Genomic DNA, 26089 nt, shown 5'->3' with positions numbered 1-26089 from the left:
AATGAACCAAGGATAAATAATTAAAAAAGCGGGGTGCCTTCATTGGACGAATCAATATTAGGCAGACTTGGCAGGATGATGACCGGAAAAACCAGTCGTTGGGTTGTCATTGCTGTATGGATAATTGCAGCAATCGCATTAACCTTCATTATTCTTTCGTATTCCGGGTTGCACTTTGGTTCAATGGGCTCATTACTGCTCTTGGTGTGTTAATGGACACATACATTATGCGCCCTTTCCTTGTTCCTGCAATCACCGCCCTACTTGGCCGCCGTGCTTTTTGGCCGAGTAAAGTGAACAATCAAGAAGAGAAAGAACATGCCAATTAATGAAGGTAGTCAGCTTTACTCTTCTTCATAAGAAAAAACCCTGTGTCCCATAAATGCACAGGGTTTTTCATGTTTTCTAAATTAAGGAAAACTTTTAGTTGACACTATCGCTTCCACCTCATATAATTACATTAAGTTAAGATATCTCAAATTAAAGATATATAAATTCGAGATTAATAATAGGAGGAATTAACATGACAAATACAAAATGGACAGTCGACCCGACTCACAGTGCTATTGAATTTTCCGTAAAACATATGATGATCGCTAAAGTGAAAGGGAGTTTTAATAAGTTCGAAGCAAGCATTCTAGCAAACCCATTGGATCTAACAACTGCAGAAATCGATTTTACCGTTGATGTGGCCAGTATTGACACGCGCAATGCAGACCGGGATAATCACTTACGTTCCGCTGACTTTTTTGATGTAGAAAAAAATCCTACATTAACATTCAAATCAACAAAAATCATGAAAACGAATGAAGATGAATACGATGTAACTGGAAATGTGACTCTTAATGGAATCACACAAGAAGAAACTTTCAGTATAACCTTCGAAGGCCAAGGGAAAGATCCATGGGGAAATGAAAAAGCAGGATTTAGCGGAAAAGGGAAAGTTAAACGCAGTGATTATGGTCTTACATATAACGCGGCATTAGAAACAGGCGGCGTACTGATCGGCGATCAAATCACGCTTACCATTGAAATCGAAGCAGCTAAAGAAGCTTAATGAAAAGAAGAAGCAGCCATCCCTAGGATGGCTGCTTCTTTCTGCATTTACCGGATTTACGAATTCCTCGTTTTATAAAGTAAATAAATGAAGTATGGTGCCCCGATGCTCGCTGTGAAGACACCAGCCGGTATTTCCAAAGGTGAGAATAAGGTCCGCCCAATCAAATCCGCCACCATAACCAGGATGCCGCCAAGCAAAGCTGAAGCGGGCAGTAACACTCCAAAACTCGAACCAACCAGCCTTCTGGCCATGTGGGGTGCCATTAATCCCACAAAGCCAATTCCTCCAGCAAAAGCTGTGGAACCTCCAATCAAGGCCGTACTGATCATTAATAATGTAAACCGTTGTTTTTGTAAATGTCCCCCAAGCCCTGTTGCAAGGTCATCGCCTAGCTCCTGTAAATTAATATTTCTGGCATACAGGAAGGCGATTAACAGGAAGAGAATCGTCCATGGTGCCAGTACAGCGATATTATTCCAGGTGGAGTTGGACACTGACCCCGTGATCCAAAGGTTTGCCTGGCTAGCTTGATAAACTGGGCCAAGAATCATCATCATCGTAGTGAGTGCCTTCATTAAAGCCATCACCCCAATCCCGATCAACACAAGCCTTATCGGGGGAACTCCATTTTTCCAGGCTAAGGAATAAACAAGTAAGGCCACGACTGTCGCCCCAATGAAAGCAGCTAACGGCAGCCAATTGATGCTCACTGTTAAAGAATGATTCTTATCGCTGAAAATGGCCAAGAATCCAACGACCGCTACAGTCGCTCCTCCTGTTATCCCCAAGATATCAGGCGAAGCAAGTGGATTTCGAATCATCCCTTGAAGGATTCCTCCAGCTACAGCAAGGCCCATCCCTACCAACAGGGCAACAATTATTCTAGGCAGGCGGAAAGATTGGATAATAAGCCGATCGCTATCCGTCCCCCCTCCGATAAAGACCTGTAGGACACTTAGCGGATTTATATTCATTTCACCCACTCCAGTACTGATCACAAACACTAGTGAAGTGACTAAAAATAATATGAAAATCACGATCATAGCTTTTTTATCCATCAAGAATGATATTTTTTCATTAAACAAACGAAAGCTCTTATATGACTTCATCGGCCGCTGAACCCCTTTCTAGCTATATAAATAAAGAATGGGGTCCCGATTATGGCTGTCATGACTCCAACAGGAACTTCTCGGGGCATCAGGATATACCTGGATATGACATCGGCTGCAATCAAAAGCACCGCCCCGAAAAGTCCAGAGAAGGGAATCAACCAGCGATGATCGATGCCTACTATAGAACGGGTAAGATGGGGAACGACGATTCCTATAAAGCCAATCGGACCCGCAACAGCTACTGATCCGCCAGCGAGCAGGATGATTGCCAGCCCCATAACCAGTTTAAGGAAAACTATATTCAGTCCAAGACCTTTTGCAACATCTTCACCCATGGATAACACATTCATTTTACCGGACATGATCAAGGCAAGGCCCCAACCTGCGACAAGATAAGGCAGGACGGCAACTAAATTGTCTAGACTTCTGCCGGAAATGGATCCGGCAAGCCAGAATAGGACTTGCTCCAAAAGAGCCTCATTAGAAACAAGAAGACCTTGTGTAAGTGAAGCTACCATGGCCGTCATGGCTGCACCAGCCAATGTCAGCTTCATCGGTGTCAAGCCGCCGCGTCCCATGCTTCCAATCATATATATGCTTATCGCAGCTATGGCGGCCCCTATGAATGACAGCCATGTGAATACTTGAAGATTGCTTATCCCAAAAACTGTGACCCCAGTGACAACCGCCAATCCCGCCCCGGCGTTGACCCCGAATATATCTGGAGAGGCAAGGGGGTTTTTAGTTAGCGTTTGCATCAAAACCCCCGAGATGGCCAAACTTGCACCAATTGCCGAAGCAATCAGGGCACGCGGAAGTCTGACTGATTGAATGACAATGTGTTCATTCGTCCCATTGAAGTGGGTAAAAGCATCGATGGCCAATTTCCAGGTTGTATCTGTATAACCGTATACAATGCTTGAGCACAGTAAAAACAGCAGCAAAAGAATGGTAATGAACATCCCCATCCATTTCTGCCATGAATTTTTTAATAACATATCCAGTTACCTTTCCAATCACGTTTGTATATCATTATTTAATTCAATTGTACTGGCGTTAACAGGATTATGTCAACGGATTTGAGAATCATTTTCAATTATATATTGACAGAAAAGTATATTCATTTTATGATGATGCTGTTAAGTGCGAATGATTATCATTCGCTGAAAAATTGGGAGGGATACATAGATGTTTAGATTTAAGTCATTATTAACGATTTTTACAATACTTGCAGTCTTCCTTTTAGCAGCTTGCGGGAATTCGGATGAGAAAGCCGATGGAAATAAAGCTGAAGACAAGAAAGAAGATAAAAGCTACACAATTGAGCATGCCATGGGTACTGCCGAGTTGAAAGAAACACCTAAAAGAGTGGTCGTTCTAACAAATGAAGGCACTGAAGCATTGCTTGCTTTAGGAATTAAACCTGTTGGCGCCGTTCAATCATGGCTTGGTGACCCTTGGTACGACCATATTAAAGATGATATGGATGGGGTCGAAGTTGTTGGTGTTGAACATGAAGTCAACTTAGAGAAAATCGCATCACTGAAGCCTGACCTGATTATCGGAAGCAAGATACGCCAAGAAGCTGTATATGATAAATTAAATGCAATCGCCCCTACCGTTTTTTCGGAAACGCTAAGAGGAGATTGGAAAGAAAACTTTAAACTATATGCAAAAGCCTTGAACCTTGAAGAAAAAGGTAACGATGTAATTGCAGAATTCGATAAACACACAGAAGATCTTAAAGCTAAATTGGGTGATAAAGTAAATCAAGAAGTTTCCATTGTTCGTTTCATGGCTGGAACTACTCGCATTTATTACACAGATTCATTCTCTGGAGTGATTTTCGATCAATTAGGATTTAAACGTGCAGAACAACAGAAGGAACTGTTCACTGCAGATAATAAATTAGGTAACCTTGCCATTGAGGTAGGGAAAGAAGTCATCCCTAAAATGGATGGAGATATTCTCTTCTACTTCACTTATGCTCCTGAAGGGGACAAACAAGCACTAAGCACAGCGAAAGAAATGACTAATGATCCACTTTGGAAAAACCTTGATGCAGTCAAAAATGGAAATGCCCATGAGGTTAGCGACGCAACATGGAATACAGCTGGCGGAGTAATTGCAGCTAATAAAATGTTGGACGATATAGAAAAGATCATGCTTGAAAAGTAATAATACAGGTTTGAGATCCTGCTGAAAAAAGCCTTTCTCGATATAATTCGAGAAAGGCCTTTTATTTTAATGTGCCATTAACCCACTTGTCCGCTTTCCTTCAATTGATCGTCAACGAATAAGAGGCCCAATTCGTAATGCTCCCCGTCAAATAGAGCTCTTTGTACAAAACGAATCTGTTCATTATTATCGATGACCTCAAGCTTGCAATGTGCCCGGTTTATTTGGAGCGCCCTATATAACTCTTCTTCTTCCCTGACGACGACCCCATTTATTTTCGAAATGACCTCGCCTTTTAGCAACCCCATTTTATCTGCCGGAGATTGAGGGATAACGCCTAAGATCTGGACACCCAGCTTACTTTTCGAAAAATAAAAAGGAAGCTTTTGATCCATTGCCTTTTGGGAATAATGCAGGAATTCACGACCGAGGATTGCTAAAACGGCCGTTATTATTGCCAATGGAGGGTACCAGTAACCAACTGCCGCCAATAGCGTAATCACAATTCCCAATGCCCCTACCTTTTTACCTTGCGCCCTAATGGCCAGTACCGGGAGCGTCCCTTGAACTTTTTGCTTAAAGCCGATTAAAATGGGCAGTACGATCGGCGACAGGGACATGTCCCCGATTGAAAAAACCGGATACCATTCGAAAGGCACCGGAAGTTGTCCTCCCGGAATCATGACGAACATGGGAATTAGCCAGATTCGCTGTGAAACATACACACCTATCGGCTGCCCCCTCTTGGATACCTCCAACTGAGGAGAGACCTTTTTACTCCCATTGCCAACAATCAAAAACCCTTCAGCAATCAGTAATAACCCTATTAAAATGACAAGTGTCGGATATACGGACCGATCCAGCTGATTAAAGGCATCCTGAAATAACGTCAGCTTGATATCTCTATCATATAAAAAGAAAAGGATAAAGAAGGTGAGCCCCACTGTATAAACAGGGGAAACAAACCTCTTCTTCATGGATAGCATGGACAAAACCGTAACCACTAACATGATGAACAGCGCCGCCATAGGAATGGCCAGTCCAGTAGCCAGCGTGAGTAAGGAAAGGATCAATCCCCATACAAATCCTTGAGGTAACATGGAACGCAGCTCCATGGAAAAACTGTAAATCTTCGTATTAAAATCATGGCGTTCCCGTTTAACGCGAAGATAGCCGATGAATAAACAATAGGCAATCGAAACATAAAGCAAAGGATGAAGGAAGAATTTTCCTAATCCCATTAAGCATGCAATCAGCCAATCCGTTGTCAATTTCTTTCCACCATCCTCAAAAGTAATCAAAATTTTGTCAAATTTCGTTCTGGTCAGTTACCTCCTATTCTATCAAAAATGTAACCTTCATGCCTATTAAGATGCAGAAAAAGTAGCTTTCCCTTAAGTTTCTTCTATAACTGCCTTCATGTTCGCAGGCAGGGCTCGATCAAATGCAAAAAAGGCACCGCTCCTGGGGAACGGTGCATCAAGTTATTTCACTAAATAATTCAAAGCCGTGCGTAACTGAATATCATTATCTTCATCCTGGATTTTTTCCAGAATGGCGGATTCCAGATGTGCTGCGGTTTTAGCGTCCAGCTTACCCGTCACTTTCAGGCCAAATTGTTTTTGGAATGCTTTTACTGCGATTTCTGTACTCCAATCATAATACCCATCCTCACGACCCGGTTCAAACCCAAGCCCTTTCAGAATGCTTTGGGCATACTGGATTTGTTCATCATTCATATCCCGCTGCAAGACCTTCTCAATGGCCAGCTGATGGGCACCAAAATAATCCGGCTGTTTAACTTTGATTGTCGGTTCGATCCCTTTTTTATGGATCCAGTTCCCTGAAGGCGTCAGCCACTTATATAACGTAAGTTTAATCTTACTGCCATCACCCATAGGAACAGCTTGCTGTACTGTCCCTTTCCCGAAGGTCTTCTCGCCGACCAATGGATAGCCTCCAGCCTCTTGCATCGCGCCGGCAAGGATTTCCGAAGCTGAGGCGCTGCCTTTATCCGTCAAGACGGCAATGGGATAACTTTTCGCTTTCTTAAGGCTTGTAAAAAACGATTGTGTTTCCCCCGTTCTTTCCGCAATTTGCAAATAGGGCTTGTCTTTTGTGATAAACTCGCCAAGAATCGTTTCCACACTAGAAAGAAGGCCACCTGGGTTGCCGCGTACATCTATGACCAAGCCCTTGATTCCCTTCTTTTCCAGCTCCTTCATCTGCTTTTTGAAATCACTCGCAGTATTTTCCGAGAATGTGGTCAACTCGATATAACCGATTTGTTCTCCGGCGACTTCCTTAATTGATGAAAATACGGTATCCAATGGAATTTCGGCACGCACCATATTGAATTCAAGTGGATTATCCACTCCTGCCCGCTTTATTTCCATTTTGACGGGTGACCCTTTTTTGCCGCGGATTTTCAGGCGTGTTTCATATAGATCCAAACCTTCTACACTCTCGCCATTCACCTTAAGGATCTGATCTTTCGGCTTTAATCCAGCTTTTTCAGCAGGCGAATCTTTGTAGGGAGAAACAATGATGACCTTACCATCTTCCATTCCTATTTCAGTCCCTATCCCTTCAAAAGAGGAGTCCAGGGTTTCGTTGAACTGCTTAGCGGTCTCCTTGTCCATATATACGGAATAAGGATCCTTCAGCGCTGACAGCATGCCTTGGATGGCACCCTCCACCAGGTTGGAACCGTCCACCTGTTCTACATACTGACTTACGATCAAACCGTAAGCTTGTTCCACTTTTGCCCATTCCTTATCCTTCAATATTGTCTGGCTCTCATCCTTTGCTTCATTCTTTGCTGGGAAGCTTGTCCAATATATGCCCCCCACTGCTCCAATGGCTAGTGATATGATGATTGCTAGAGGAAGTACCCATTTTTTGACCATATTTATCCCCATTTCTGACCTGATATGTATTTCACTATATGAGGGGATTGGAAGGAATATGCTTATAGAAAATGATGAGACCACACAAAAAAACAGACCAGGAATTTATCCTGGTCTCAGACTGTAGACAAACTCGATAAAAATCGAGTTTGTCTATTTTTATGGCTTGTACAATTTGGACGTTGATTTCCACTCCAGGCACTCGCTTTCCGCGGGCGGTCGGGAAGCCTCCTCGGCTTTCGCCTGCGGGGTCTCCCCTAGACGCGCTTTTCCCGCAGGAGTCTCGTACCTTCCGTTCCAATCAACTTTGTCTTACCTAGATAGAACACTTTTGCCTGGAGTCATTTTTGTTTTAAAATAGAAGTATTAAAACTTGAGGTGATGAGGATGCTTTCTAAACATGATTCTATTCAGCGAGATCAACTTGAAATGATTACTTTAGATCAACTGGTGCCACCGAACCATTTGGTTCGTAAAATGGAGGCTGCCATTGACTTCACTTTCATTTATGACTTGGTGAAAGATATGTATTCAGAGGTAGGACGCCCAAGTATTGATCCAGTTATTTTAGTTAAACTGACTTTCATTCAATATACCTTCGGTATTCGTTCCATGCGTAAAACGATTGAAGAAGTTGAAACCAATATGGCTTACCGTTGGTTCTTAGGTTATGGTTTCCATGATAAAGTACCTCATTTCTCTACGTTCGGGAAAAATTATGAGCGACGCTTTAAAGATACAGACCTGTTTGAACAGATTTTCTATCGCATTTTAATGACAGCTGCTAATAAAAAGTTAATAAGTGCTGAACACGTTTTCGTGGATTCCACACATGTGAAAGCCAGTGCGAATAAACGGAAATTTGAAAAGAAAATCGTTCGTAAAGAAACACGAGCGTATCAAGGACGTCTTCAAGAAGAAATCAATCAAGATCGTGAAAACCATGAAAAAAAGCCTTTTCCACCAGATAAATTTGATAAAGAAGAGACCAAAGAGATTAAAGAAAGTACAACGGATTCTGAGAGTGGCTACTATGTGAAAGATGAACGAACAAAACAGTTTGCCTATTCATTCCACGCGGCCGCAGACCGCAACGGTTTTGTATTGGGAACGATTGTAACACCTGGAAATACACATGACAGTCAGATCTTAGAGCCACTAGTTGAACAAGTGATTGAGAAAGTTGGAAAACCGGAAGCCGTTGCCGCAGATGCAGCTTATAAAACACCAGCGATTACAAGCTACCTATTTAACAAAGAAATCATACCGGCTTTACCTTATACACGTCCTCGCACCAAAGAAGGATTTTTCCGCAAACAGGACTATGTATACGATGAACATTTTGATTGTTACCTTTGCCCTTCGGGCGAAACTTTAAAGTACTCAACAACAAATAAAGAGGGCTATCGCGAGTACAAATCGCCCAAACAAATTTGTACAACATGCTCATTTTTATCTCGGTGTACAGAAAGCAAAGACTGTCAAAAAGTGGTGACACGGCATATCTGGCAAACACATGTGGAAGAAGCAGATCATCTGCGTCATCATCAAGATGTAAAACCTATATATGCAAAACGTAAAGAAACGATTGAGCGTGTATTCGCAGATGCAAAAGAAAAGCATGGTATGCGTTGGACTACTTTAAGGGGACTTAAAAAATTGTCGATGCAGGCGATGCTTACTTTCGCTGCCATTAATTTAAAGAAGATGGCCAATTGGACATGGCGAGGTCCAAAAATGGCTTAACATAGTGGCTCGAAGAGACCAAATCTCTTAACCTTTGGTCAAAATTTAAAAGGGAATTTCAAAAGGGGTTCGGAATTTTTTAATTCCGAACCCCTTTTGTCTACAAACTGAGACCAGGAATTTATCCTGGTCTGTTTTTCATTTGATATATTGGGTATTAAATATTTATATAGTTTAATGGATTAACAGCATTTGACTTGCTATAATTCCATGGGCCTTTATGTAGCTCAAAGTGTAAATGCTGACCATATGAATGTCCTGTATTACCCATGATGCCAATTTGTTGGCCTTTGGCAACAACAGAACCTTCGCTTGCCTGTCTAGAATTTAAGTGTGCATACACAGTAGTCCATTGCTGACCGCCAATTGAATGGGTAACGAAGATGACGTTACCGTATGTACTTGAGAAGTAAGAACGGCTTACGACTCCGTCCGCTGCCGCTACAACTGGAACCGTTCCACTAGCAGCAATATCGATGCCCGCATGCTGTTTATTCCAACGTACACCCATTGTTGAAGATACATATCCTGCACTAGGTCTAGTGAAAGTACCCGATGATACTGCTGGCGCTTGACTTACATTAGCCGAAATTTGTGAAGATGATGGTGCTGATGATGAACTGTTGCTTTTTGCACTATATCCTGAAGAAGTGGATTGTTTTTTTGTTTCCGATGCTTGTGCTGCCGCTTGTGCCGCTTCTTGTTCTGCACGTTTTTTCGCTTCGGCTGCCGCTTTTTTACGAGCAGCTTCCAATTCGGCAAGACGTTGATGCTCTAAGCTGATGGCTGATTTGATGGCTTTTTCTTGAGCAGCAAGATTCGCTTTTTCTTCCTCTAGGCCCATCTTCTCATGTTCATGCTTTTCAGCTTGTTGCTTTAATTTCTTAACCAATGCATCCTTTTCTTGCTTCTGCTGTTTTTGTTGCTTTTGAATCTCCAATAGTTCAGCTTTTGCCACTTCTAAACTGGCAAGCTTCTTTTCAACTGCGTTTTGCTTTTCTTCCAAATCCTTTTTATCCAGCTCATGCTGTTTTAAAATATCTCGGTCGGCTTCAGCGATTGTCGCTACAGCTCCGACACGGTCAACTAAATCTCCAAAACTGGATGATCCGAATAATACTTCAAGGTAGTTCACGTCCCCGCCAGTCTCCTGGAAAGAAAGTGCCCTTTCCTTCAATACTTCATTACGTTTGGCGATCCGCTCTTTTAATACTTTTATCTCTTCTTTCAATGCCTCGATTTCTTTTTTCGTTTGTGTAATTTCAGCATTTTTAGCATCGATTTTTTTTGCGGACTCTGCAATTTTCGCTTCAATGGCAGCGATTTGGTCTTCTGCTGTCATTTGCTTATCCTGCAGGTTATCGATTTTCTTCTCCGTTTCGGAAATATTCGATTCAATACCCGAACGTTTTTCCTGGATGGATTCTTTCTGTTTTTCTAAATTAGAGATCGACTCGGCATAAACCGAAGGTGCCGCTAAAATGCTTCCCAACCCGATCATAATGGAGGCATTCATGGCAATGATATTTTTTTTCAACGTTTCATTTCCCCTTTCAACCCGTTACATCCTTGCCTTGTAACGTCTCTCTATTTATATCCGGCTTCTTTTGGCTTTCGAGTAAAGATACACTTTTATACTTTCAAGAACTTCCTGACGGACATCAAGCTGCCCCATATCCCGATAACGGCACCAATTACGATGAGGATGGCCGAAACTTGATAAATAAACGGATTTGCAGGCAGGAAATCTATGAATTTGAACGTAATCTGCGGTGCTGCATATTTATAAAGATTGTAGTAGAGTACTGCAATCAGACCTATGGGAATGATGGAACCGAGGACTCCCAACCAGAGTCCCTCCAAGAAGAATGGCCAACGGATGAACGTATTCGTTGCTCCTACCAATCTCATGATCTCGATTTCTTTTCTTCTGGCTACAATGGTAATTTTAATCGTATTCGAAATCAGGAACATTGCAGTAAATAGTAAACCTACAATAAGAACGATCCCTATGTTTCTAGCAATATTAACAAAGCTGAATAGTTTCTCGACGTAGCCTTGTCCATATTTAACACTTTGGATATACTCAAAACCTTCGATTTCTTTTGCCACCTTGATGACATCTTGCGGAGATTTCGTTTTGATAACATAAACGTCCCTTAATGGGTTATCTTGTTCAAATGGTTTAAACGCCTCACCATTATCTCCTAAATCATCTATTAAATTAGTAAGCTCTTCATCTTTTGGAGAGAAAATCACTGATTCAATGCCGTCAATCTCCGTAATTTGCTTACCGATAGCTTTTATATCGTCATCATTCGCCGCATTATCAATATGTGCACGAACTTCGACATCTTTCTCCACATTTCCCGCGATATGATTTAAATTCATCATGAGCACTAAAAAGACGCCAACCAATGTTAGAGTGACCGTTACTGCACTGACTGAAGCAAACGTCATCCATCCATTACGGCCAATATTTTTAAAACTTTCACGGAAGTGACGGAGCAATGTTCTAAATTTCATATCCGTAATCACCTCGATGTTCATCGCGAACTATTTTTCCACTTTCAATGGCAATGACACGTCGTTTAATATTGTTGACGATGTCCCTATTATGAGTGGCCATGACAAGTGTAGTTCCGCGTTTATTAATTTCTTCAAATATGTTCATGATTTCCCATGATGTTTCGGGATCAAGATTACCTGTTGGCTCGTCGGCTATGACTACCTTAGGGTCATTGACGATAGAACGGGCTATTGCAACCCTTTGCTGTTCCCCACCAGATAACTCGGAAGGCAGCATTCTTGCTTTATGTTTAATGCCAACCAGATCAAGGACTTCCATGACTCTCTTTTTGATTTCTTCTGGTTCCTTTTCAATAACTTCCATGGCAAAAGCAACATTTTCATATGCAGTGAATGTTTGAAGGAGTTTAAAATCTTGGAATACCATACCGATATTACGGCGGAATAGAGGAACTTTCGAATTGCGGATACTTGGCAGGCTAAGGCCATTGACCAAGATATTGCCGCTTGTAGGCTTTTCTTCCCTATACATCATTTTGATGAAGGTCGATTTTCCGGCACCGCTCGGACCCACTACATAAACGAACTCGCCTGCCTTTATTTTCACATTGATTCCATTAATGGCAATTACGCCATTTGGATATGTCTTTTTCACATCTATCATTTCTATCATTCTAAAACCACCTAATTTGCTTGGATTATCACTATGTACCTACAGCTTTTTCGACAATTTTCACTGAAATCTGACAGGAATCTCTCTTACTTGAGCACAGGAACATTATAACATCATATTTTGTCAAATTAAGCATAAAAAATATTACAGTTTCATTTCAGTTAGACATATATCAACATCTATGTAATAATTCCAGGATTTGATTGCTTGATAAGGGATTAAATATGAGTTTTTTCGAGGTTTAATGGAGGCTAAATGAAACGTCCTGCTAAGCAGGACGTTTCATTAATCATTACTTATGTCCAGCAAGCCATTCAGCGACCATGCTCGCTTCCTTGCCCTGGATTATTCCTTTTGGCATTCCACCTTGGCCATTAGCAATGACTTTTTCGATGTCTTCTTTCGATAGCTTCGAACCGACCTTCGTTAAATTCGGTCCAACGCCACCTTCAAGATTCACTGCATGGCAACTTGAACATTTGTTTTCATAAATTTTTGCGGCATCACCAGCACTTGCCGTAGTCGTTTCATTATTTTCACTTGCAGGCTCTTTATCTGCAGCATCATCGTTCCCACCGCATGCAGCCAAGGCCAAAGAAGTACCCAAAACTAAGGCTAACCATTTCATTTTCATTGAATTACCCCCTCCGATTTATACTAGAACAAGAACATTATACCAATTTCAATCCAGTTTAAAACCCTCCCCGAGTACCTCCGATGCGTCCATTACAATTACAAACGCTTTAGGATCAACGAGTTTCACCAATTGTTTCAATTTGGTGAATTCCGACTGGTCTATGACGCACATCAAAATTGGACGAGTATCATCCGTATAACCGCCATACCCGGATATGCCTGTGACGCCCCGGTCCAGCTCATGTATGATAGCATCCCTTACTTCCATTTCTTTATTCGTGATAATTAGTGACATCTTGGACCGGTTCAATCCAATCTGGACGAGGTCGATCGTCTTGCTTGTCACATATAATCCTATTAATGCATAAAGCCCCTTTTCAATATCAAAAACAATGGCAGCACTTAAAACGATGATTCCATCAATGACAGCCACACAGGTCCCTAATGACAGATGGGTATACTTATGGAAGATCTGTGCCGCTAAATCGGTCCCCCCTGTGGAACCCTTCCCGCGAAAGACGATCCCCAGCCCAAGCCCGACCATCATCCCCCCGCAAATCGAACCAAGCAATGCATCATTCGTCCAAGCATCCCAATCCTTTGTCAGAAATACCACTAAAGGCAAAAACAAGGTTCCAATCAGGCTTTTGGCTCCGAAATGTCTTCCAAGAATAATAAGCCCTGCGATGAACAAGGGGATATTAAAACCCCAAAGTACATAAGCCGGCTCCCAACCGAGAGTTGAATCGAGAATCGTGCTAATCCCGCTTACCCCGCCAGATGCAACCTGGTTAGGCAGTAAGAATACATTAAAACCAATGGCAATTATGGCCGAACCGACAATCACCAATCCATACTCCATTAACTTTTGAATTAAAGGGTGCTTCTGCTCCCGATATCTTTTCCTCATTTTGCATAAGTCTCCTCGAACCATCATTATTATCTAGTATTGGCCGAACGAGGTAGAGCATCCCTTTTCAATCCTGTAAATGTCAGCCAGAAGATTCGTTAAAAAGGGAATCATAAAAAAAGCCGGACCGGGGGAAAGCGGTCCGACTGGCTGTTCTTATAATTTTGAACGCAAGTAAGCATCAATGAACATATCGATATCCCCATCCATGACTGCTCCCAAGTTTCCGGTCTCCGCACTGGTACGGTGATCTTTAACCATGGAATACGGGTGGAAAACATAAGAACGAATTTGGCTACCCCAGCCAATTTCCTTTTGCTCACCACGGATTTCATCCAAATCCGCTTGTTGCTGTTCAATTTCACGTTGATACAATTTGGCTTTCAGCATATTCATGGCTTGGGCCTTGTTTTTGATTTGAGATCTCTCGTTTTGGCACGTTACCACAGTGTTCGTAGGTATATGGGTGATCCGGACTGCCGAGTCAGTTGTATTGATATGCTGACCACCTGCACCACTTGCCCGGTACGTATCCACTTTCAAATCTTCCGTGCGGATTTCTATATTGATCGTTTCATCGAATTCCGGCATGACTTCACATGAAACGAATGAAGTATGGCGTCTCCCTGAAGAATCGAAAGGAGAAATCCGGACAAGACGGTGTACCCCTTTTTCCGCTTTCAAATAACCATAGGCGTTATGGCCTTTGAAAATTAAAGTGACACTCTTGATTCCAGCTTCATCACCTGGAAGGTAATCAAGGGTTTCCACTTTAAAGCCTCTTTTTTCACCCCATCTTGTATACATACGAAGCAGCATGGAACCCCAATCCTGGGACTCCGTTCCGCCTGCACCAGGATGCAGTTCAAGAATGGCATTTTTCGAGTCATATTCTTCACTTAGTAAAAGTTGAAGTTCAAAGTCATTCATCTTTTGTGAAAGAATCGTGATTTCTTCTTCCAGCTCAGCCAAAAGTTCTTGATCATTCTCCTCTTTCACTAATTCATATGTCAAATCCAGATTTTCATATGATTCATTCAGATCGGACAATTGATTGACTTGTTCCTTCAAAGCATTCGTTTCATTGATGACAGTTTGTGCTTTTTGCTGATCATTCCAAAAATCGGGATGTGTCATCTCATTTTCAAGCTGTGCGATTCGTGCCTCTTTTTCATCTAAGTCAAAGAGACCCCCTAAAGTCCGTTAATCGTTGCGCTGTCCGTTCAAGTTCATTTCTTATTTCTGCTAATTCCATTTCTATTCACCTCATTAAGTATGTTAAAAAAAATCCCTGAAGAAGGATTCGCTTCATTACAAATAAACCTCTTCAAACTATATGCAAATATATTGCTTTATGCAAACTAAACATGAAAAGAGGCGGCAAGCCTTACACTTAACCGTCCCATAATCATTATACACCTAACTTTAGCCTAAATTGCCATGGCAATTCTTATATTTTTTTCCGCTGCCGCATGGGCATAAAGCGTTTCGGCCAACGTCTTCCTTTTTACGGGCAGGGGCTTTTTTCACTTTTCCCCCGTCTTCTTCCTTCGGATTGACCGCTTGTCCTTTTATGACTTCCTTACGCTCCAAATTGTTGCGGATTTCAGCCTTCATGATGTATTTGGCGACTTCATCTTCCATTGAAGCAATCATGGCCTCAAACATTGCGAAACCTTCTGATTGATATTCACGTAACGGATCGATCTGGCCATAAGCACGAAGGTGGATCCCTTGGCGCAATTGCTCCATTGCATCAATATGGTCCATCCACTTACTATCGACTGCACGAAGAACGATTACTTTTTCGAATTCACGCATTTGTTCTTCAGATAGCTCTTCTTCTTTTTGGTCATAGCTTTCTTTCACTTTTGCTAAAATGAACTCAACCAATTCCGATTCATTTTTCCCTTCCAAATCAGCTACAGTGATTGAACCTTCATTGAATAGGTTACCATTCAGGTAATCCACAAGGCCTTGTAAATTCCAGCCTTCCTCATCACCCATTGGTGCAAACGCTAAAACATTTCGCTGGATGGATGCCGTAATCATCGTTTCGACGATTTCACGTAAGTTCTCACTTTCCATGACATCGAAACGCTGTTTATATATAATTTCCCGTTGTTGACGGAGAACATCATCATACTGCAGTAATTGCTTACGTGAATCGAAGTTATTGCCTTCGACCCGTTTCTGTGCGGATTCAACGGCCCTTGTCACCATTTTACTTTGAATTGGCTGGGAATCATCCATTCCAAGGCGTGCCATCATGTTTTTCATGTTATCCGAACCGAAGCGGCGCATCAATTCATCTTCCATTGATAAATAGAATTGAGTGACCCCTGGGTCTCCCTGACGGCCGGACCGACCACGCAGCTGGTTATCTATACGCCTGCTTTCATGACGTTCCGTGCCTATGACAGCAAGGCCCCCAAGCTCCTTGACACCTTCACCAAGCTTGATATCTGTACCTCGCCCTGCCATGTTCGTAGCAATCGTAACCGAGCCTTGATTACCTGCATTCGCAATGATTTCCGCTTCGCGCTCATGGTTCTTGGCATTCAAAACATCGTGAGGGATTCCTTTTTTGGATAAATAGGCAGATATGACTTCAGATGTTTCGATGGCAACCGTACCGACAAGCACAGGCTGCCCCTTTGTATAACGTTCGGCTATGTCTTCCACAACAGCCTTGAATTTCCCATCGGTTGTCGCGTATATAAGATCTGCCCTGTCATCCCTAATGATATTCCTGTTTGTCGGGATCGCAATGACATTCATATTATAAATATTGCGGAATTCCTCTTCTTCCGTTTTGGCTGTACCGGTCATACCTGAAAGTTTTTCATACATCCTGAAATAGTTCTGGAATGTGATCGTCGCAAGAGTCATGCTTTCATTTTGAATTTCAAGTCCTTCTTTCGCTTCGATCGCCTGGTGGAGACCTTCACTGTAACGGCGGCCTTTCATCAAACGGCCAGTGAATTGGTCAACGATGACTATCTCGCCTTCCTGGACCACATAATCCACATCCAGATGCATGGAAACATGCGCCTTTAACGCCTGGTTGATATGATGATTCAAAGTAACGTGATTAATATCGAACAAATTATCGATATTAAACGCTTTTTCTGCTCGATTCATCCCATCTTCCGTCAGCTGAACACCTTTTGTCTTTTCATCATATGTGAAGTCCGTTTCTTTTTTTAAGGTTCTCACAAACGCATTGGCCTGGATATAAAGCTGAGCCGATTTTTGTGCGGAACCGGAAATGATCAATGGCGTTCTCGCCTCATCGATCAAAATCGAATCGACCTCATCAATGACAGCAAAGTGCAGCGGGCGCTGTACCATTTGTTCTTTATATAACACCATATTGTCACGAAGGTAATCAAAACCTAACTCATTATTCGTACTGTACGTAATGTCCGCATTGTATGCGGCTTGTTTTTCTTCTTTGGAATGACTGTTCAAATTCAATCCGACGGTCAAACCAAGGAAATCATACAATACACCCATCTCGGTGGCATCCCGGTGTGCCAAGTATTCATTGACAGTAACGACATGTACACCTTTACCGGTAAGCGCGTTTAAGTAAACCGGCATGGTGGATGTTAAGGTTTTACCTTCCCCTGTTTTCATCTCGGAGATATTTCCATCATGAAGGGATGCCCCACCCATGATTTGAACACGGTAAGGGTATAGGCCCAGAGCACGCTTTGCCCCTTCACGCGCAACTGCAAAAGCCTCGACAAGCAAATCATCAACGGTTTCGCCATTTTGATAACGCTCTTTAAACTCACCCGTTTTGGCACGCAACTGTTCATCCGATAGCGCAGCCGTCTCATCAGCCAGCGCTTCGACCTGATCAGCGATTTTTTCTAAACGTTTGATTTCTCGCTTATTCGGATCAAAAACTTTATTTAATATATTAAGCATTCAATAACGCTCCTCTATTATGGTAATGATCGTTCAATGACAAAATTCATATAAGTAAGAAGAAACACATCTTCTATTATTACTAATGCACGCTTAATTTTACCACTTCTATCCTAGAGGTACAACTTCATGTCACTTCCCTGGTATAGACCTGAATTCAATTCTTGCGAAAAACAATGGATAAATGAGGAGTAAAACTGTTAAAATAGAAGGAAGTATAAAAAATATGTTGCAAAATCCCCCACTATTCCATATGCAAACGAGAATTTTCCATAACCTTCCATCACTAGATGCTGCCTGTGCCCTCTAGCGATAGCATGTCAAGGTAATCCAGCCTTACAGGCGTCATGTTTTGAATGATAAGGTGGGCACTGTAACTTAATAGCGGAATATAAATAGAACATGTTTCGAGGTGGTATTGATGATTGGTGAACGTGTAAAAAAACTGCGAGAAGAAAAAAAAATGTCGATGACTGAACTTGCCGATAAAGCGGGTGTGGCAAAGTCCTATTTAAGTTCGCTCGAGCGGAACTTACAAACGAATCCTTCTATTCAATTTCTAGAAAAAATCTCCGCCGTACTTAACATTCCTGTTGATGCCCTGCTTTATGATGCTCCAAATAAGGAAACCTTGGACACTGACTGGATGAAAATCGTTGAGGAAGCCATGATTTCGGGTGTTTCAAAACAACAATTCAGGGAATTCATCGAGTTTAATAAATGGAGAAAAGATAAAGAAGAGTAGAGTGGTAGTGCACTAGTTTACCTACATAATCCTGAAGAATACAGTTTGAATAAGCTAGACTCACTAGAATCTCAAGGAAGAATGAACCCTATAAGCAGCTACTGAATCGAACCACTGTTTATAGGGATGTTCCCGAACTTGTTCGGAACCTATTTTCCATCGTTCTCCTCTAATGTAACCCCAAGGCTTGCCCGTTTCAAAAAAGCACTGATTTCCTCTTTTTTGAAACCCATGCTCCTTGCTTCTGAAATCAATTTCACCCATTCTTGATCCATTTCCACATTAGCCACCTCTTCTACCTCCTAAAATACTCTTTGTATTTCAGGCAGACCAGCCATCATAGTCACAAGGACCTTAGACCTATGCCTTTGCGCCCTCATCTTTCAATAAGCTTGCCTTAGTCGTGGTATTTATTACCAAATATATTACTTGCAATCATATTATAACGGATACACATTCCATATATTGCTATTTTATGTCGGTAATCCGCATAAATGCAAAAACTTTTATCCGACAAAATATTACAATATTAAGAAAATTAAAAGTTTAGGTGATTTATCATGGACTAATTCAATTTCGTTTTTTGTATAATAGTAAAATATTGCTCTTCTTAATATTTCGTTGGGGTGTATTGATTCTCTCAATTGCAAGTGCATCCAGGGCTTTTTGCGCAGTTAAGTCCTCACCGCAGGTCGGGCAAAGCCACTTTCCATATTCCGCACTGCTAAAAGAGGACCTATGGCATGTATGGCAATTGTTTCGATAAAAGTAATCCAACCCCTCTGCACCTTGATCAAAACGTTTTTTATAAATAACCAGTTGTTCTTTTTAAAGTACCAACAATTCGAGTATAGTGCAAAAGATAAGGGTGATTAAATTGGTAAAACTGACCACTTGTCTTAATAAAGAACTAAAACTGTTCTTTAAAATGGATTTTTAATAAATTTTGTATTCTTTAGAGAACAAAAGATTACTTTTCTAGTAAATTCAACAGCCAATGAATTCTATCAACATACATTAAAAAAGCACAACCCGGGGGCTGTGCTTTTGATCTTAAAATAATAATTAACTAGGTTCAATCAATCCATAGCGTCCATCTTTTCGACGGTACACTACGTTTGTTGTATTAGTATCCGCATTCGTGTAAACGAAGAAACTGTGACCAAGCATATTCATTTGTAAAATCGCTTCTTCACTGTCCATCGGCTTTAAATCAAAGCGCTTATTGCGGACCACTTCAATATCATTATCGTCTTCGAATTCATCCACCACTTCGTCAACTTCCGTATTGAAGGCGAATGCATCGGGTGTAGTCGATAGATTGTTCCGGAACTTACGATTGACCTTCGTTTTATGTTTACGAATTTGGCGTTCAAGCTTATCATTGATCAAGTCAATGGCAGCATACATATCCGCATTTTCCTCTTCAGCGCGAAGAACCAAATTCTGCATAGGAATCGTCACTTCGACCTTTGATGTATTATTGTTCACTTTTAAATTCACTAACACATTTGCATCTGGTGTATTGTTAAAATATCGTTCTAACTTGCCAATTTTCTTTTCGACGTATTCTCGAATTGCTGGAGTTACCTCAATGTTTTCACCGCGTACGTTGTAATTCATAAAGTGAGTCCTCCTTAAATTAAGACTATACAGTTAGATTCTACAATACCCCTCCGGTTCCCTTTAGAAACACATCATGAAATATGTCGAAATAATGAAACAATTGTCGGAAGGTCTGGAAAGGGTTGATGTCTGCCCTAGCTTCATTATATCAAATGCTATGCCATAAAGAAAAAATTAAGCCTATATTATTTACAGAAAATTTAAAAATAATTAACATAAAGACCGTTTGGAATCCAAACGGTTGGGTAATCAATTTCTTTTATCGTAGAACATGCCATCCACTGATGGACTTTCATACGGGTTCGTGTGTTTATTAGATGATCGTTTCTTCTTATTTATTTCCTGGATGTCCCGCTGTATCTCCTGCTTTTGGAGCTTCAGCAAGTGATCGACCTGTTTGTTAAGCAACACTGTTGCACGGCCCAGCTGCTGCTCTTCGACAGTAAAAGGCGGTTTGATTTGAGAAAGAAGACCATCTCGTTGGTCAATCAGCTGTGTGACCCTTCCTATTTTATCATCACGTTCTGTAATCTTGCATTCTTCCAGAACGGCAAGTAATTCAGCAGTCAAATCACGAAAGGCTCGAATCTCCATTACACTTGACCGCTTTGGGAATCCACACCAAGCCGTCAAGAGACATTGATGAATTGAAGTGACTGATAGATCAATTGCTGATTTAAACCGTTCCGCTCCTTTAGCTTTGTCACTTCATAAATCAATTCCGCTATTAGCATTTCAAGGTTTTCCGTTTCTTCAGGTCCTGTCAGTTCCGTTACGGTATGGTATGGATGGAGGCCGGCTGTCCCACCGTACCCTTTCAAGAAATTCCTCGACTGCCCTTTCTCTTTCCTTATCCGTTTGACTGATCGCTTTAATATGCTTTTGTTCCGAAATCAGCAGGGCAGTAATTGCCTCGGTATCATTTGCTTTCAAAATGGCCGTTTTTCTTATCGACAATTGATTGAAGCTTTTATGAAGCCTGATCAATTCCTCAAGCGATCCGATGATGTTCCGTGCAGACATTTTGCTGCCTCCTCCTCTCATAAATGAAGACGGCAAATGGCTCCGTCCCTTCATTCAAGCTTTTTCATTGAAAATTCATTTCCGGTAAAAATCGATGAGACCCTTAGCCGTTGATTGTGCATTCAATTTATAATTCCCTTTTTCAACTTGGATTTTCAGTTCGTCCACTTTTGCTTGTCTTGCAGCAAGAATCGGAGATGATTGCTGCATTTCTTTTGCTGCTGAAGAAATTTCAACTTTATCCAAGTATTTGACCTTGGATTCTTTGATATTCTCCGTTTTATTGGCTTGAAGATTATAAGGGTTAACACCTGTCATACCGACGTTATTGATTTTCATATTCCAGATCCTCTCCTTCGGTCGATTTAATAAATTCCATTATGTTTCGATTCCTTTACACATGAAAATGGCTTAGTACTGTGTTATTCTCCCTATCTTTATTATCGACAAGGAATGGACCTCTTTAATTGTTTCCTGTAATCTTTCCTTCGACATCCATTGTCGAATATTGTTCTCAATATCGAATATTTTAACAAATACCGCATCATGTTTCCATGATTCTTCCTTTTTGATCATCCTTCATGTAGTACGTATTTTTTTTCATTTCCTTGAATTTCAGTCAGGCGTTTTCCTCATTTTCAAATGCCTGCAAATCCGATCGCAGTGAATCGCCGCATTTGCCGCATAACCTTCCGTACTTGATGTTAGCGCCGCACTTCTCACATGGAATTCCTAGATTAGGAAACTGCGCCAGCTTTCCGGTTCTCACAAATTTAATTATTAACGTTTCTTCAACGCCAGTGCCCTTAACCACCTGCATCATGGACACCGTTCTATTTATGAATATATGCATACACTTTATCATATTGGGCTTCTTCTTCTTTATAACAGGCATCGCATACATCACGGAATTTCGTCATAACGAATAACGAATTACAGTTTGGACAGTTGAATACTTCCATCTAGGCCCCCTCCTTCACCATCACAGCGATTATTCTTCAGTACTGTATATATCGAATAATCCCAGCGATACTTTAGGATGTTCATTAAAATAAACTGTTTCACCTAGCCAGGGTGATGGATGATACTTCTTTGGCCCCAGCCGTTATCAATGCTTTGGCTGCATGCCTGAGAGTTGTGCCTGTCGTGTAAATGTCATCGATGATCAAAATAGATTTATGATCCAGCAAATCAGATTGCATGACCTGAAAAACCTGCGGTAATGACATTCTCTCTTGACGTGATTTTTTTGATTGTTTTTCCGAATGGATTCTTGTCAAGGTCTCAACCGTGTGAAGCCCAAGAAGATCTGCCAAAGCCTGACCCTGGTTGAATCCCCGCTCCCTAAGCCGTTCATGACTAAGCGGGATGACCGTTACCAGATCAAACTCCATGTCCTTTAACCTTTCTTTCAAAAAAGGGACGAAAACCCCAGCTAATGCATAGTCCCCACGGTACTTATATTTAGCAATAATATCTTTTAAGTATTCATTATAATGAAATAGTGATATGTTCTTCGACAAATAGCCTCCCCATTCCCTATTCCTGTCCCATCTTGAACAATCCAGACAGAGGTCACCGTTGGTATGATCCCCACCCAGCTCCCTTGAGCACATTGAACATGTTTCTCCGGTTATCCTATTAAGTTTCCCCTCACATCCTGCGCAGATTGCCCTTGCCTCGGCCCGCGCAAAAAGGCTCCTCCATGTCAATGCTTGCTTCATTCCTTCATCACAAACAAGACATCTATTCATCCAGCAGCCCCCTTTTCATGGCATCTTCATTCATCATTTGTATATGGTGTATCGCCTCGACCATCGCTTTACTTTTACCGTAATGAAAAAAGGTGATCGTCCCGGCAGGGTTAGCAAAGCTTCTTCCTACCCTGCCAGCTATCTGAACGAGTGCACTATTAGAAAACACTTCATGTTCAGCACCAATCACGGCTACTTCCAACCGCTCAATTGTCACGCCGCGTTCCAGGATGGTCGTGGTCAGTAATCCTGGAACCCTTCCATTCCTTAGTGCCATTACTTTTTGTTTTCGATCAGGGTGCCGGGAGTGGACAATCGATAATTTAGGGGACAGCTCTTGAAACATCGGAATGACCTGCTCCATCACTTGAATGCTTGGAAAAAACAATAGGAAGGGGATATTCCGCTTAAGGCGTTCACTTACCCATCCGTTGATTGCGGGGGGAATCTTTTTTTGAAGAAATAGTTTTTGCCAATTGCCGCTCCACTTCATTTCAGGGACCGGGATTGGCTGGCGATGATAACGGGCCGGGATAATGACGGCTTTCAAACTGCCGCTTCGATATAGCCGCTGCATCCGTTTCGAAGGTGTGGCGGTCAAGTAAATGGTTGCAGCAGAAACCTTTTTCGATTTATTAACCGCATAATGCAGCGAATCATCAATTGAGTAGGGAAATGCATCGACTTCATCAACGATGATGACATCGAAAGCTTCAATAAAACGGAAAAGCTGATGTGTCGTGGAAACGGTTAATGGCGAAAAGCCATGTCGATCGGCACTGCCTGCATAGAGGGTCGCGACTTCAATGGCAGGAAAAGCCTTTTTTAACCTTGGGGAGAGTTCGAGAACCACATCGGTCCGCGGTGTTGCCAAACAAATCCGTTTCCCGGCATGCAAAGCTGCCTCAATCGCCGGAAATAGGACCTCCGTCTTCCCTGCCCCGCATACAGCCCAGACCAGAAATTCATCTTTTCCCTTTACGGCTTCAACGACACAGTCGGAGGCATTTTGTTGACCTGCCGATAAAGTGCCTGCCCACCTCATCACATTGTCAGGAATCGTAAACTGAATGCCGGGACCGGTCCACCTATAAAGCTTTGCACATTCACTGACCCGTCCCATCATGATGCATGAGCGGCAGTAAGTGCAATCTTGATTGCAAATCTTGCAAGGGAATGTATAAAACAAAGTTTGATCTTTGTTACCGCAGCGTACACAGTGATAACTGCCGTTCCCGGATTGCACGCCGCAGGTTTCCGAGACATACCCATTCTTGAGGTGCTCTGCGAGGAGTTCTTGGGAGAAGGGGATTTCGAAGGCCAAAAGATGTTTGCCGGTGAGATGGTTCTGAAGTTTCGTGGAATAAGGGGGGGAAATGCTCATTTTTTCCAAACTGCAACCTCCATTTCTTAATAAATTACACTCCTCCTTATCATTCGCTTTTTACTCCCGGATTCCTTTTTGCTCCATAAAAAAATGCCTTTCACTTAGGAAAGGCGTCACAGCTTAAATTTTATACCAGCCCATCCCCATTGAGCCTTCACCCAGATGCGTTCCGATTACTGGACCGAAGTAGCTGATGTCAAATTCGACATTTGGGAACCGAGCTTCAAGTTCGGCTTTCCAGTCTTTAGCTTCACTTTCCCGTTTTGCATGAATGATGACGGCTTTATATTTCTCGCCGCTCGCCGCATCTTCTCCAAGTAAATCGGCAATCCGTTTCATCGCTTTTTTTCTAGTACGGATTTTTTCGAATGGGACGATGACTTTATCAACAAAATGGAGGACCGGCTTCACTTGAAGGAGACTGCCAATCAATGCTTGGGCACTGCTTAAGCGGCCGCCGCGCTGCAGATGGGATAGGTCATCTGCCATGAAGTATGCCCTGACCGATGGTTTCATTTCTTCGAGCCTGGCCATGATTTCTTCAGCACCTTTACCATCAAGTGCCATCTTTGCCGCCTCGATCACGTAAAACCCCTGTACCATGCAGCTGATTTCCGAATCAAAGGCATGAACCCTAATTCCCTCGACCATTTCACCTGCAGATACTGCTCCTTGATACGTTCCGCTGATGCCGCTCGATAAATGAATGGAAATAACATCATCATATTCGTTTTGCAGCTCCTCGAACTTCTCGACAAACTTCCCGATTGGAGGCTGTGAAGTGGTCGGCAATTTCTCCTGCCTCTTTACTTCCTCATAAAACTCGTCCGCAGTAATATCAACTTCCTCCCGATAAGCTTCATTGGAAAAAATGACATTAAGCGGCATCATATGTATATGTAAACGATCACGTATTTCCTTAGGTATATATGCAGTGCTATCTGTTACGACTGCGGTTTTCATAATAGTACCATCCTTATAAAAATTTACTCTGTATCATATTCACCATTCTATCTGAAAATGCCTTAATTTGCATTAAGTAGCATTCTGCATTACCAAAAATATGAAACCATAAATTTGAACCGAGTCATCCTTCCAACAAAAAAATCCAGCCCTTCAGCACGCATTGCGGAATCTGAAGAGCCGGACTTATCAAACGCTTTAATTACTTCACTTCCACCCAGCCATTTTTAATAGCTAGGACAACCGCTTGTGTACGGTCATTCACATTCATCTTCTGAAGAATGTTACTCACATGGTTCTTGACTGTTTTTTCACTGATATATAGAGTTTCGCCGATGGCACGGTTACTTTTCCCGTCCGCTAAAAGTTGAAGCACTTCACATTCGCGTCGAGTCAATAGGTGAAGCGGCCTCCTGATTTCTATTGTATGTATGGAATCACGATCAGCACCCTCTTCAGCTGCTAAGCGGCGATATTCTTTAACTAAATTATGGGTCACCTTCGGATGAAGGTATGAGCCTCCTTCAGCAACTACACGCACAGCATCAATCAACGCATCTGCGTCCATTTCTTTCAACAGATAACCTTGTGCTCCTGTTTTCAATGCGTGCTGCACGTAGTTTTCATCATCATGAATGGAAAGGATGATGACTTTTGTTTCAGGGTAACGGTTCACGAGCATTTTTGTTGCTTCGACCCCATTCATGTTCGGCATGTTGATATCCATGATAACAACATCGGGTTTATGTGTTTCAACGAGATCCATAGCTTCGCTTCCGTCATCACCCTCGGCAACAACATCAAAGGATGATTCAAAATCTAATATGCGCTTTACGCCTTCACGGAAAAGCTGATGGTCATCGATAATGATGATACTAGTCTTCAACGGCTTCTTCCTC

At 42.0% G+C, this 26089-nt stretch carries 26 protein-coding genes and 1 riboswitch; of the genes, 5 read left to right on the top strand and 21 right to left on the bottom strand.

Features of this window, described 5'->3' with window-relative positions; translation table 11 throughout:
* Window positions 1-116: 116 nt before the first annotated feature.
* Together QFZ73_RS12755 and QFZ73_RS12750 are read left to right on the top strand one after the other, a co-directional pair.
* A complete protein-coding gene (locus QFZ73_RS12755) occupies window positions 117-329 on the top strand; it encodes an MMPL family transporter (protein ID WP_307266590.1) in 213 nt (70 codons plus the stop codon).
* 194 nt (window positions 330-523) lie between these two features.
* Window positions 524-1057, top strand: a complete 534-nt coding sequence (locus QFZ73_RS12750; RefSeq protein WP_251426739.1) for a YceI family protein — start codon at window positions 524-526, stop codon at window positions 1055-1057.
* A 56-nt stretch (window positions 1058-1113) separates the two neighbouring features.
* Here QFZ73_RS12750 and QFZ73_RS12745 read toward each other — a convergent pair whose 3' ends face one another.
* Together QFZ73_RS12745 and QFZ73_RS12740 are read right to left on the bottom strand one after the other, a co-directional pair.
* A complete protein-coding gene (locus QFZ73_RS12745; RefSeq protein ID WP_251426740.1) occupies window positions 1114-2169 on the bottom strand; it encodes a FecCD family ABC transporter permease in 1056 nt (351 codons plus the stop codon).
* Complete coding sequence (locus tag QFZ73_RS12740) at window positions 2166-3170, bottom strand: FecCD family ABC transporter permease (RefSeq protein WP_307266585.1); 1005 nt, start codon at window positions 3168-3170, stop codon at window positions 2166-2168. Before QFZ73_RS12740 ends, QFZ73_RS12745 begins: the two co-directional genes overlap by 4 nt.
* 190 nt (window positions 3171-3360) lie before the next feature.
* On the opposite strand from QFZ73_RS12740, the gene QFZ73_RS12735 reads away from it, so the two are divergent.
* Window positions 3361-4350 (top strand): ABC transporter substrate-binding protein, encoded by a 990-nt coding sequence (locus tag QFZ73_RS12735; RefSeq protein WP_251426744.1) that lies wholly within the window; start codon window positions 3361-3363, stop codon window positions 4348-4350.
* 77 nt (window positions 4351-4427) lie between these two features.
* Here the strand turns inward: QFZ73_RS12735 and QFZ73_RS12730 are convergent, their stop codons facing one another.
* Both QFZ73_RS12730 and QFZ73_RS12725 read right to left on the bottom strand, forming a co-directional pair.
* On the bottom strand, window positions 4428-5621 hold the full coding sequence (locus QFZ73_RS12730; protein ID WP_307266582.1) for a PDZ domain-containing protein: 1194 nt from the start codon (window positions 5619-5621) through the stop codon (window positions 4428-4430).
* A gap of 213 nt (window positions 5622-5834) precedes the next feature.
* Window positions 5835-7259 carry a S41 family peptidase gene (locus QFZ73_RS12725; RefSeq protein ID WP_251426748.1) on the bottom strand — a complete coding sequence of 475 codons (1425 nt, stop codon included), beginning with the start codon at window positions 7257-7259 and terminating at the stop codon, window positions 5835-5837.
* Between the two features lie 387 nt (window positions 7260-7646).
* Between QFZ73_RS12725 and QFZ73_RS12720 the strand changes: the two genes are divergently transcribed.
* Window positions 7647-9005: an IS1182 family transposase gene (locus tag QFZ73_RS12720; protein ID WP_307266579.1), complete on the top strand. Its 1359-nt coding sequence runs from the start codon at window positions 7647-7649 to the stop codon at window positions 9003-9005.
* Between the two features lie 157 nt (window positions 9006-9162).
* Here the strand turns inward: QFZ73_RS12720 and QFZ73_RS12715 are convergent, their stop codons facing one another.
* The 7 genes from QFZ73_RS12715 to secA form a co-directional block, all read right to left on the bottom strand.
* Window positions 9163-10542, bottom strand: coding sequence for a murein hydrolase activator EnvC family protein (locus QFZ73_RS12715; RefSeq protein ID WP_251426749.1), 1380 nt, complete (start codon window positions 10540-10542; stop codon window positions 9163-9165).
* A gap of 95 nt (window positions 10543-10637) precedes the next feature.
* Window positions 10638-11531, bottom strand: coding sequence for a permease-like cell division protein FtsX (gene ftsX / locus QFZ73_RS12710; protein WP_251426751.1), 894 nt, complete (start codon window positions 11529-11531; stop codon window positions 10638-10640).
* On the bottom strand, window positions 11521-12207 hold the full coding sequence (ftsE, locus tag QFZ73_RS12705; RefSeq protein WP_076368273.1) for a cell division ATP-binding protein FtsE: 687 nt from the start codon (window positions 12205-12207) through the stop codon (window positions 11521-11523). The genes ftsX and ftsE overlap by 11 nt, the downstream gene beginning before the upstream one ends.
* Before the next feature lie 292 nt (window positions 12208-12499).
* A complete protein-coding gene (gene cccB / locus QFZ73_RS12700) occupies window positions 12500-12841 on the bottom strand; it encodes a cytochrome c551 (protein WP_307266575.1) in 342 nt (113 codons plus the stop codon).
* A gap of 48 nt (window positions 12842-12889) precedes the next feature.
* On the bottom strand, window positions 12890-13705 hold the full coding sequence (locus tag QFZ73_RS12695) for a YitT family protein (protein ID WP_373459006.1): 816 nt from the start codon (window positions 13703-13705) through the stop codon (window positions 12890-12892).
* Window positions 13706-13909: 204 nt separating this feature from the next.
* Window positions 13910-15008 (bottom strand): peptide chain release factor 2 gene (gene prfB, locus QFZ73_RS12690; RefSeq protein ID WP_251426756.1). Its coding sequence is split into 2 segments (ribosomal slippage): window positions 13910-14944 and window positions 14946-15008, totalling 1098 coding nucleotides; the frame shifts between segments, so codons are not numbered across the junction.
* Window positions 15009-15178: 170 nt separating this feature from the next.
* Window positions 15179-17692 (bottom strand): preprotein translocase subunit SecA, encoded by a 2514-nt coding sequence (gene secA, locus QFZ73_RS12685; RefSeq protein WP_307266570.1) that lies wholly within the window; start codon window positions 17690-17692, stop codon window positions 15179-15181.
* Window positions 17693-18113: 421 nt separating this feature from the next.
* On the opposite strand from secA, the gene QFZ73_RS12680 reads away from it, so the two are divergent.
* Window positions 18114-18437: a helix-turn-helix domain-containing protein gene (locus QFZ73_RS12680; protein WP_307266567.1), complete on the top strand. Its 324-nt coding sequence runs from the start codon at window positions 18114-18116 to the stop codon at window positions 18435-18437.
* 149 nt (window positions 18438-18586) lie between these two features.
* Here the strand turns inward: QFZ73_RS12680 and QFZ73_RS12675 are convergent, their stop codons facing one another.
* From QFZ73_RS12675 to QFZ73_RS12630, 10 genes are all read right to left on the bottom strand, one after another.
* Complete coding sequence (locus QFZ73_RS12675; RefSeq protein WP_307266564.1) at window positions 18587-18727, bottom strand: anti-repressor SinI family protein; 141 nt, start codon at window positions 18725-18727, stop codon at window positions 18587-18589.
* Window positions 18728-18758: 31 nt separating this feature from the next.
* A riboswitch (cyclic di-GMP riboswitch) is annotated at window positions 18759-18844 on the bottom strand.
* A 658-nt stretch (window positions 18845-19502) separates the two neighbouring features.
* On the bottom strand, window positions 19503-20060 hold the full coding sequence (gene hpf / locus QFZ73_RS12670) for a ribosome hibernation-promoting factor, HPF/YfiA family (protein ID WP_063233921.1): 558 nt from the start codon (window positions 20058-20060) through the stop codon (window positions 19503-19505).
* Window positions 20061-20312: 252 nt separating this feature from the next.
* The gene (gene fliT / locus QFZ73_RS12665) at window positions 20313-20657 is read right to left on the bottom strand and encodes a flagellar protein FliT (protein WP_307266558.1); all 345 of its coding nucleotides are present in this window, start codon (window positions 20655-20657) and stop codon (window positions 20313-20315) included.
* Window positions 20658-20816: 159 nt separating this feature from the next.
* Window positions 20817-21086 carry a flagellar export chaperone FlgN gene (gene flgN / locus QFZ73_RS12660; protein ID WP_307266555.1) on the bottom strand — a complete coding sequence of 90 codons (270 nt, stop codon included), beginning with the start codon at window positions 21084-21086 and terminating at the stop codon, window positions 20817-20819.
* 75 nt (window positions 21087-21161) lie between these two features.
* Window positions 21162-21425 carry a flagellar biosynthesis anti-sigma factor FlgM gene (gene flgM, locus QFZ73_RS12655; protein ID WP_307266553.1) on the bottom strand — a complete coding sequence of 88 codons (264 nt, stop codon included), beginning with the start codon at window positions 21423-21425 and terminating at the stop codon, window positions 21162-21164.
* A gap of 494 nt (window positions 21426-21919) precedes the next feature.
* Complete coding sequence (locus tag QFZ73_RS28920; protein ID WP_373458930.1) at window positions 21920-22048, bottom strand: hypothetical protein; 129 nt, start codon at window positions 22046-22048, stop codon at window positions 21920-21922.
* Between the two features lie 99 nt (window positions 22049-22147).
* A complete protein-coding gene (locus QFZ73_RS12645) occupies window positions 22148-22840 on the bottom strand; it encodes a ComFC family protein (RefSeq protein ID WP_251426770.1) in 693 nt (230 codons plus the stop codon).
* A complete protein-coding gene (locus QFZ73_RS12640) occupies window positions 22833-24224 on the bottom strand; it encodes an ATP-dependent helicase ComFA (protein WP_307272752.1) in 1392 nt (463 codons plus the stop codon). The genes QFZ73_RS12645 and QFZ73_RS12640 overlap by 8 nt, the downstream gene beginning before the upstream one ends.
* A gap of 123 nt (window positions 24225-24347) precedes the next feature.
* Window positions 24348-25190: a DegV family protein gene (locus QFZ73_RS12635; RefSeq protein WP_307266548.1), complete on the bottom strand. Its 843-nt coding sequence runs from the start codon at window positions 25188-25190 to the stop codon at window positions 24348-24350.
* Between the two features lie 202 nt (window positions 25191-25392).
* Window positions 25393-26076 carry a response regulator gene (locus tag QFZ73_RS12630; RefSeq protein ID WP_251426774.1) on the bottom strand — a complete coding sequence of 228 codons (684 nt, stop codon included), beginning with the start codon at window positions 26074-26076 and terminating at the stop codon, window positions 25393-25395.
* Window positions 26077-26089 lie beyond the last annotated feature (13 nt).

The organism is Peribacillus sp. V2I11, assembly GCF_030817135.1.
In the GTDB taxonomy this organism is placed as follows: Bacteria; Bacillota; Bacilli; order Bacillales; family DSM-1321; genus Peribacillus; species Peribacillus simplex.
Note: the sequence above shows the minus strand (reverse complement) of the source record. Positions and strands in the feature narration are given on the sequence as shown.

Coding starts and splice junctions, on each gene's coding strand:
- QFZ73_RS12680 (WP_307266567.1), top strand. CDS start 18,114: ATGATTGGTGAACGTGTAAAAAAACTGCGAGAAGAAAAAAAAATGTCG.
- ftsE (WP_076368273.1), bottom strand. CDS start 12,207: ATGATAGAAATGATAGATGTGAAAAAGACATATCCAAATGGCGTAATT.
- hpf (WP_063233921.1), bottom strand. CDS start 20,060: ATGAATTACAACGTACGCGGTGAAAACATTGAGGTAACTCCAGCAATT.
- QFZ73_RS12645 (WP_251426770.1), bottom strand. CDS start 22,840: ATGAATAGATGTCTTGTTTGTGATGAAGGAATGAAGCAAGCATTGACA.
- QFZ73_RS12740 (WP_307266585.1), bottom strand. CDS start 3,170: ATGTTATTAAAAAATTCATGGCAGAAATGGATGGGGATGTTCATTACC.
- QFZ73_RS12720 (WP_307266579.1), top strand. CDS start 7,647: ATGCTTTCTAAACATGATTCTATTCAGCGAGATCAACTTGAAATGATT.
- QFZ73_RS12695 (WP_373459006.1), bottom strand. CDS start 13,705: ATGGAGTATGGATTGGTGATTGTCGGTTCGGCCATAATTGCCATTGGT.
- QFZ73_RS12755 (WP_307266590.1), top strand. CDS start 117: ATGGATAATTGCAGCAATCGCATTAACCTTCATTATTCTTTCGTATTC.
- flgM (WP_307266553.1), bottom strand. CDS start 21,425: ATGAAAATCAATAACGTCGGTATGACAGGTGTTAACCCTTATAATCTT.
- QFZ73_RS12640 (WP_307272752.1), bottom strand. CDS start 24,224: ATGAGCATTTCCCCCCCTTATTCCACGAAACTTCAGAACCATCTCACC.
- QFZ73_RS12635 (WP_307266548.1), bottom strand. CDS start 25,190: ATGAAAACCGCAGTCGTAACAGATAGCACTGCATATATACCTAAGGAA.
- QFZ73_RS12735 (WP_251426744.1), top strand. CDS start 3,361: ATGTTTAGATTTAAGTCATTATTAACGATTTTTACAATACTTGCAGTC.
- QFZ73_RS28920 (WP_373458930.1), bottom strand. CDS start 22,048: ATGGAAGTATTCAACTGTCCAAACTGTAATTCGTTATTCGTTATGACG.
- flgN (WP_307266555.1), bottom strand. CDS start 21,086: ATGTCTGCACGGAACATCATCGGATCGCTTGAGGAATTGATCAGGCTT.
- QFZ73_RS12750 (WP_251426739.1), top strand. CDS start 524: ATGACAAATACAAAATGGACAGTCGACCCGACTCACAGTGCTATTGAA.
- cccB (WP_307266575.1), bottom strand. CDS start 12,841: ATGAAAATGAAATGGTTAGCCTTAGTTTTGGGTACTTCTTTGGCCTTG.
- QFZ73_RS12725 (WP_251426748.1), bottom strand. CDS start 7,259: ATGGTCAAAAAATGGGTACTTCCTCTAGCAATCATCATATCACTAGCC.
- ftsX (WP_251426751.1), bottom strand. CDS start 11,531: ATGAAATTTAGAACATTGCTCCGTCACTTCCGTGAAAGTTTTAAAAAT.
- fliT (WP_307266558.1), bottom strand. CDS start 20,657: ATGGAGATTCGAGCCTTTCGTGATTTGACTGCTGAATTACTTGCCGTT.
- secA (WP_307266570.1), bottom strand. CDS start 17,692: ATGCTTAATATATTAAATAAAGTTTTTGATCCGAATAAGCGAGAAATC.
- QFZ73_RS12745 (WP_251426740.1), bottom strand. CDS start 2,169: ATGAAGTCATATAAGAGCTTTCGTTTGTTTAATGAAAAAATATCATTC.